Origin of the sequence: Nostoc sp., assembly GCF_036917635.1 — a bacterium.
Taxonomy (GTDB): Bacteria; Cyanobacteriota; Cyanobacteriia; order Cyanobacteriales; family Nostocaceae; genus Nostoc.
The window spans coordinates 22,262-29,609 of record NZ_JBALCW010000090.1; the positions used below are offsets into that span (position 1 = coordinate 22,262).

The window sequence follows — 7,348 nt, forward strand, 5'->3', positions numbered from 1 at the left end:
CCGCGTAGCGTCTCCAAGAGTAATAAATAACAACTATTTTGAATTGATTTATGCCAACCTACGTTGCCCGTGTTCGGGATTCTCAAGGAAAATCCCGAACAGAAAAAATTACTGCCGAATCCTTGGTGCAAGCTCGTACTAATCTTAGAGAGCAAGGTTTTGTAGTCCAAGAACTCAAACAATTTCAAGGATTTCTGCCAAGTTTTGACTTAAAAAAAATCCAGAATTCGTTTGTTAAGGTTTCTGTGAAAGACAAAGCCGTTTTTTCTCGTCAATTTGCCGTTTTGATGAATGCGGGAGTTGCGATAGTTAGAAGTTTGGGGGTACTTTCTGAGCAGTGTAGTAATACTAAACTCAAACAAGCCCTAATTGAGATTAGCAACGATGTTCAAAGCGGAATGAATCTTTCAGAGTCAATGCGGAAGCATCCTGACTGCTTTGATGGATTATATGTGAGTATGATTCAAGCTGGCGAAGTTGGTGGTGTTCTAGACGAAGTATTGAATCGTTTAGCCAAGTTGTTAGAAGATGTTGCCCGCTTACAAAACCAAATTAAATCAGCATTGTCTTATCCAAGTGTTGTAGGTTTTATCGCACTTGCGATTTTTCTCGGTATGACCATTTTTCTGATTCCAGTTTTTGCGAAGATTTTTACAGAAATCGGAACTACATTACCACCTCTCACGCAATTTTTGATGGATGCTAGTCTATTTTTGAGAAGTCCGAAGGTTTTCATACTTATCGCTGCTCTTATAGGAGCGAAAATTGCTTATTCACAATACAGTAAAACTCCTATCGGTCGCTTAACAATTGATCGTCTTTCCCTGAAGTTGCCATTGTTTGGTGATTTAATTCAAAAATCTGCGGTTGCCCGTTTTAGCCGGACTTTTGGTTCTTTGACTCGTTCAGGTGTACCAATTTTAACTTGCTTGGAAATTGTCCGAGATACATCAGGAAACGTAGTAATTGCCAATGCCATAGACGCAGCCCGTATAGAGATTCAACAAGGAGGTATGATTAGCATTGCTTTACAAAAAGATAGCGTTTTTCCAGCTATGGCAATTCAGATGATTAGTATTGGAGAAGAAACTGGAGAATTAGATGGAATGTTGATGAAAGTTGCCGATTTCTATGAAGATGAAGTCGAGCAAGCAGTAAAAGGAATGACCAGTATTTTGGAACCAGTTATGATTGTATTTGTAGGGGGAATGGTTGGAACCATTTTGCTAGCAATGTATTTACCGATGTTTAAGGTATTTGAAAAGATGGGATAGAGGATTCAAAGTTAAGAGTTATAAGTTAGTAGTTAGGAATTAAAACTTTTAACTCTTAACTACTAACTCCTAACTTATCACTATTTAATAAACTATGATTGTGCAAAAATCTCACTACGAAGCGAGTTTGGCAGAGTACAGCAATCATCTAGCTGCGATCGCCTTACTAAAACAATATCGTCCATACTTAGAGATGATTCCCAGTCTGCGCCGTCCAGATGAAAGTGTCATCACTATCCCCTTACCAATTGTCCGTCTTCGCAATACTGCTACAACAGCCTCACAAACGATTTGCTTACCTTGTGATGTGGCAATTTTGATGTGCGATCCTGAGTGGAAAATCAAAACTGGAGCAGAAATTTTAGTCTTTATTCATCGTCCTGATGAAGACTTTTCTGATTTGTTAGGACGTTGGCGACAAACTCAAGTTTGGCTAGACAATGATTATGAGTGGTTAATGCCTCTCCGTCACAGTCATATTTTGAGTGAAGGAGCTAATACTATATATCCTCTATTTGTCGTTTTTAGTGAGACTTTAGAACGCATCCAAAGAGGACTCATAGGAACCGAACTCCCATTTATTCTACAAACAGCAGATTCGCTGCTTGAGGAGAATTTAACAGATATTTTTTATCCAGAAACTCCACCAGCTTAGAAAAAGTTAGAAGTTAGCTCTAAATTTGTGATTTTATATTTTTAACTCCTAACTCCTAACTCCTAACTCCTAACTCCTAACTCCTAACTATTACCTAACAAATTGGGGCATAATTTCGGCAGCAGTGAATATTCCATAAATGCCGCGTTGGTGCAATTGTCTACCAGCTTTAAGATAGCCAAAGGCAGGGCCGCATACATTAGCTGCCATGCTGGTTTCATCTCCTAGAGTAAAGGTATGGGTGGAAATCTTACCTTCAAAGGTGCGCCCTGTTACCTTAACGTTGGTGCTGAGGGGCTTTTTAGAATTACGAGTATCGACTACACCACCAACAGTAACGCGATCGCGCCCCACTATTCCCGCTACCTCTAGCATCACATCATCAGCGTGTTCCATATTCGTCAAGGTAAGCACACCATTAGTTTTATCTAGTAATGCTTCTACTTCTGCGTCAGTCATCGCCCTAGCTGTTTCCACTGTGTAACCAGGGATATGGCCAATGTCTTCTCGAACGGTAGCGCGGTAAGCTTCCCAGTTGGCAATTCCCACCCCGAAGGTGATTTCGACTTGATGAATTTCCGCGTAGCTTTGGGCGGCTAATGCGGCGGCGGCTGTTAACAATCCGGGTGTTGCACCACAGCCTGTCATATAGGTAATCCCGGCTGCAAGGAGTTCTTCTTTCATCGCCAGTAGTTGTTCTACAGCAGTGGTGCGCTTAATCGCATCCACTAGCACCCCACGCCAACCAGATTTAATAAACTCTTTGGCTACAGAGGGAATAAAATCATTTGGTAGGTTGGGTAAAGCCAGAAAATACCCATCTACAGGTTGAGCTATTTCGATTAAATCCTGAATACTTTGATTTGTTAACGTACCAACTGGCTCTAAATGACCTACCGAACCTTGGGATTGGTAGGTTGCAATGCATTGTTGAGTATTTAAACCTTCAGCAGCGTAAGCGTAACCTTTTTGATCTGCTGCGGCGACTAAAATCATTTCCTGTTTAGCAGCAAGTACTTTGGCGGCGGCTTGTCCGAGTCCGCCGAAACCTAGTACTCCTATGCGTATCGCTGGCGAAATATTTAGAGAATTTTTGACTTTTTCGGAATTCATAGTCAATTAGTTAAGTTGAATCAAAAGCCTTTAACATTCTACATCTCAGCTTCCTGCTTGTAACTGGCGGCTGATGGCTGATAGCTAAAAGCTATAGAGGTTAATTATGCTTTATTATCCTTAAATATAGAAATTAAACCGCGTCCATCTTGAAAACTGTAGATATTCCATGATGAAAAGAAAAAACCCTCATCCCCCAGCCCCTTCTCCCAAATTTGGGAGAAGGAGAGCCGCAAAGTTGTCCCTCTCCCTTCTTGGGAGAGGGATTTAGGGTGAGGGCAAAAACTACGGTTCTCAAAATAGATGAGGTTTATGTCTAATTCAGCCAATCTAATCCCAAATGCAGAAAATGCAGTCGTTGATATTCGTAAACTTCGTGACTATTTCCTCAATCCAGATCACGATGAAGGAAAACATAAAGCCCGTCTTTTTTCATCAATCTTGTGTATAACAGCAGACAACGCTGAAGAATTGCGCCAGATTCTTTTAGAAATAGTCAAAACGCATGAGGTTAAATTGGGACGGTGCGATGCATTTGGACAACGCTACACTCTAGATTTCACGTTGGAATGGCAAGATAGAAGTGCAACAATTCGGAGTGGTTGGATTATCGAAGCAGGTTCTGATGTCCCCAGATTAACCACCTGCTATCCTTTGTAAATATTTGGAAGTGATAGAAGATGTCTAAAAATACAATCAAATTGCTGGATGTAGTAGCACTAACAGTTGATCTACCTGAATATAATATTTACCGTGGCCAAGTTGGCACAGTAGTCGAATTATTAGCGGATGGTGCTGCATTTGAGGTTGAGTTTAGCGATCGCAATGGCCGCACTTATGAATCTGTTGGTTTACGCCCAGAGCAAATAATGGTGTTACATTTCGAGCCAGCATCCCCTGATTCAGTCCGGGAAATGGTTACAGCGTAAGCAATAGAAAGGTGTATTATACAGAATATACATAGAAGATTGTGCGATCGCTTATCGTAGTATCCAAAGCGATGGTTTAATAAAGATACAGTAGAGTGCCATATCTACAACGATGATCTGCCTACGCTTACAGTAGTAGTAATTCCGAGTTAGGATCATAGCGAAATATTGACAAATAAATGTCTAGAGTTGTTATGATACCAACATCGCGTATTATTCATAGTGACCCCGATATATTAGGGGGAACTACTGTCTTTGTTGGAACTCGCGTACCAATTAAGACCTTGCTTGATTATCTAGAAGCAGGTGATTCGCTAAATGAGTTTTTAGATCATTTTCCCAGTGTTAGCCGTGAGCAAGCGATTCCTTCGGAGAGCTTCGCTAACGCAGCACTGGAATTGGCAAAAGAAATGCTGACTGCTTATGCAAATTCTGCTTGATGAATGTGTTCCACGTCCTCTCAAACGTGAACTCAAAGATTACGAAGTACGCACAGTTGTCGAGATGGGATGGTCAGGGAAAAAGAATGGTGAACTTTTGCAACTGATGAAACAACAAAGTTTCACAATTCTACTGACTACAGATCAGAATTTGCGATACCAGCAAAACTTACAACAAGCAGGAGTTGCGGTTATTGTACTAATTGCATCCAAAAATCGTCTTCCTGATTTAATGCCTCTGATACCATAAGCACGAAAAGTTTTAAATGTCATCGTTCCGGGTGAGGTAATAGAAGTAGGACTTTCCTAAATTGGCTACGCCTACGCATATTACACTGATATTTAAAGGTTAAAGGTTTTTTAGCTTCTGGCGATCGCAGTCTAAAAATCCGTTTACACCCTATCCCAAGTCAATTTACTTCTGCTGTATACCCACCATATTGCTGTAGGCTGACACCGCGCTGCATCTAACCTACCTGGAAAACCTTAAGAGAATAAGCTAAATCTAAGGGTAATGATAAAGTTTTTCAATAAAATTTATATTTTTGTAAATTGCCTTGCTGGCTATATTACCTCTAATGCTTAAAATTAGGACTTTTGCCGTTTACTTGACAAACTCAGTTGTTACCTTGACTAATTCATGAGGTTAAGAGAGACTAACTAAATACTGATGTAACTGCTTACAAAATTAATAATTTTTGTAAAGATTCTGAGATATATATGTTGAGAGATGGAACATTATTTAACAAATGGTAAATTTGTATCTGAGTAAAAATGTTCCTACGGCTATATTTGTAGCCTTCTGCTAAGGCAGTAGAATTTAAGCGTACTTATCGTGGTTGGCCAAGAGCATGGAGACATTAGAGTTCATAATCTATCCAGACGGTCGGGTACAAGAAAAAGTCACTGGCATTGTGGGTGCTTCGTGCGCTGAGGTTACAGCAGCAATAGAGGCACAGCTGGGGCAAGTACTTAATCATGAGCCAACCTCAGAATATTTCGCCGCCAAGGTGCAGCAATCTAATGTGGCGAATACACACACCACTTACAGCGATTGGTAAGTTTTCACAGTAGTTTAGTGTAATTAATTCACAACCACCATGTCACACTTTAGCCAAATTAAGACTCAAATCCGTAACATTGATTCTTTGAAAGATGCTCTGACTGAATTGGGCGTAGACTGGAAAGCCGGACCACGCGAAGTCCGTGGCTATCGCGGTCAAACCCATCCTGCGGAAGTTAGTATTGAGCAGGAAAATGGCTATGATATCGGTTTTAGATGGAATGGCAAAGAATATGAACTGGTGGCTGATTTGCAATATTGGCAGCAAGACCTGTCTGTAGATGGATTTTTACGCCAGGTAACACAGCGCTATGCTTATCAAACAGTTGTGAAAGAAACCGCTCGTGTTGGTTTTCAAGTCTCTGAACAACAAAAAAATGAAGATGGTTCAATTCGCCTGGTAGTACAGCGCTGGAGTGCGTAATGGCTGATTTTCTGCTGTTGCCGGAAGAACAAGAAGAAGATCGTTCGGGTTTGGAACCAGAATTAGGGGGTTTTTTACGGGATACCCCAGAACGTTCTGGTTTAGAACCCGAATTAGGTGGTTTGCTGCGCCAAAATGGTGTTTATGTTGACGAAATCACCTGTATTGGTTGCAAACATTGCGCTCATGTTGCACGTAACACCTTTTACATTGAACCAGATTACGGGCGATCGCGCGTGGTTCGGCAAGATGGGGACTCTGAGGAAATTATTCAAGAAGCAATAGACACTTGTCCGGTTGATTGCATTCATTGGGTTGATTACACTGAACTGAAAAATTTAGAACAAGAACGCAAATATCAGGTAATTCCTGTAGTGGGTTATCCGGTGGAACACGCAGTTGCTGCTAGCGAACGTCGGCGTAAAAAACAAAAGTTAAAAACCAAAAAATCCCGTTATTAAGATAAAAACGTTAAATCAAGATAATAAAGGACTGGTATATCCAGTCCTTTTGCTTTTTGTCATACTAGTTAATTTCTGATGTGTAAATCACATCAAATGATAAAAGTTAGTATTATTTGATATTGCTGAAAGGGATTTATGTTTAAATCCCATTAATCCAAAATTGGCAATCCAAAATCCCAAATTTTTATGGCTGCCTTCATTTAAAATTTAGAGGATCATGTTGTGAAAGCAATTTTTCTACTTTTGCCTCGTCTAATCTAGCGGTTAATCTTCTATTTTCATGCAAGTCTCTAGTAGTTTTTGCCAAAGTAAAGGTTGAGCCAACAGAGAAAGCCATACCCATACCCATAAAGCCTTTCACCCAGCCATTTACAGGTAAGTTTACAATGCCGAAGCTGGTCATAGAAATAGAAATTACAAAAGCTGCCCAAGTTTGAATAACCCAAGCTGCACTGTCTTTTGGAGTACCAATTGTTTGCATATTTTCTACCTTTTATATGAGTCATTTATACCAATTCCTAATTCACAATTCGTAATTAATAAAAGTCAGATTTTATCTGGATTATCAGACTTGTATCTATAGTTTTATTTTGGAGAATTGGTGTTAACAGTGATTGTATAGATTCGTAAGTTTACTGGTATTAATAGTAAGACCAGTTTGGTAACTGGACTCCAAAAAGCAAGTTTAAGAGCAATTAGAGTAAGTACAAACTGGCACAAGCTTTGTACCAGTTTTACAAGTGGCATTAAACTGAAATCTTGCACCATTCTCGATAAACTAACTAGTAGTCTGTCAAGTTGAAATATACCATTTCAAATGGCGTAAGCAGCTTGGAATACAATTATGCGTGAATGCGTGACTTTTGCCTTGCGTTACTAGTCCGCCTCAGACTTAGGGACTTCCAAGAAATAAATTATTCCAATAAACGAACCACAAAGCCACAGAGAACGCAGAGAGAAGAAATAGAGAGAGTTTTTGCGTCAGT

At 40.0% G+C, this 7,348-nt stretch carries 11 protein-coding genes; 9 read left to right on the plus strand and 2 right to left on the minus strand.

Going from position 1 to position 7,348, the window contains the following annotated elements; translation table 11 throughout:
- The first annotated feature begins 50 nt into the window (after positions 1-50).
- Both V7K32_RS20610 and V7K32_RS20615 read left to right on the plus strand, forming a co-directional pair.
- Entirely contained in the window at positions 51-1,274 is a 1,224-nt protein-coding gene (locus V7K32_RS20610) for a type II secretion system F family protein (RefSeq protein ID WP_334995655.1), read from the plus strand.
- A 94-nt stretch (positions 1,275-1,368) separates the two neighbouring features.
- Positions 1,369-1,929: a hypothetical protein gene (locus tag V7K32_RS20615; RefSeq protein WP_334995656.1), complete on the plus strand. Its 561-nt coding sequence runs from the start codon at positions 1,369-1,371 to the stop codon at positions 1,927-1,929.
- A gap of 90 nt (positions 1,930-2,019) precedes the next feature.
- Here V7K32_RS20615 and bioU read toward each other — a convergent pair whose 3' ends face one another.
- A complete protein-coding gene (gene bioU, locus V7K32_RS20620) occupies positions 2,020-3,042 on the minus strand; it encodes a (S)-8-amino-7-oxononanoate synthase BioU (protein WP_334995657.1) in 1,023 nt (340 codons plus the stop codon).
- 312 nt (positions 3,043-3,354) lie between these two features.
- Between bioU and V7K32_RS20625 the strand changes: the two genes are divergently transcribed.
- The 7 genes from V7K32_RS20625 (at position 3,355) to V7K32_RS20655 (ending at position 6,359) form a co-directional block, all read left to right on the plus strand.
- Positions 3,355-3,702 carry a DUF6883 domain-containing protein gene (locus tag V7K32_RS20625; RefSeq protein ID WP_334995658.1) on the plus strand — a complete coding sequence of 116 codons (348 nt, stop codon included), beginning with the start codon at positions 3,355-3,357 and terminating at the stop codon, positions 3,700-3,702.
- Positions 3,703-3,722: 20 nt separating this feature from the next.
- A complete protein-coding gene (locus V7K32_RS20630) occupies positions 3,723-3,971 on the plus strand; it encodes a DUF4926 domain-containing protein (RefSeq protein WP_334995659.1) in 249 nt (82 codons plus the stop codon).
- 194 nt (positions 3,972-4,165) lie between these two features.
- Positions 4,166-4,411, plus strand: coding sequence for a DUF433 domain-containing protein (locus V7K32_RS20635; RefSeq protein ID WP_334995660.1), 246 nt, complete (start codon positions 4,166-4,168; stop codon positions 4,409-4,411).
- The gene (locus tag V7K32_RS20640) at positions 4,395-4,661 is read left to right on the plus strand and encodes a DUF5615 family PIN-like protein (protein WP_334995661.1); all 267 of its coding nucleotides are present in this window, start codon (positions 4,395-4,397) and stop codon (positions 4,659-4,661) included. The genes V7K32_RS20635 and V7K32_RS20640 overlap by 17 nt, the downstream gene beginning before the upstream one ends.
- 601 nt (positions 4,662-5,262) lie before the next feature.
- On the plus strand, positions 5,263-5,472 hold the full coding sequence (locus tag V7K32_RS20645; protein WP_012406943.1) for a DUF2997 domain-containing protein: 210 nt from the start codon (positions 5,263-5,265) through the stop codon (positions 5,470-5,472).
- 39 nt (positions 5,473-5,511) lie between these two features.
- Positions 5,512-5,898: a DUF1257 domain-containing protein gene (locus V7K32_RS20650; protein ID WP_334995662.1), complete on the plus strand. Its 387-nt coding sequence runs from the start codon at positions 5,512-5,514 to the stop codon at positions 5,896-5,898.
- Positions 5,898-6,359 (plus strand): ferredoxin, encoded by a 462-nt coding sequence (locus V7K32_RS20655; protein WP_334995663.1) that lies wholly within the window; start codon positions 5,898-5,900, stop codon positions 6,357-6,359. The genes V7K32_RS20650 and V7K32_RS20655 overlap by 1 nt, the downstream gene beginning before the upstream one ends.
- Positions 6,360-6,558: 199 nt before the next feature.
- Here V7K32_RS20655 and V7K32_RS20660 read toward each other — a convergent pair whose 3' ends face one another.
- Entirely contained in the window at positions 6,559-6,843 is a 285-nt protein-coding gene (locus V7K32_RS20660; protein WP_334995664.1) for a YiaA/YiaB family inner membrane protein, read from the minus strand.
- Between the last annotated feature and the right edge of the window lie 505 nt (positions 6,844-7,348).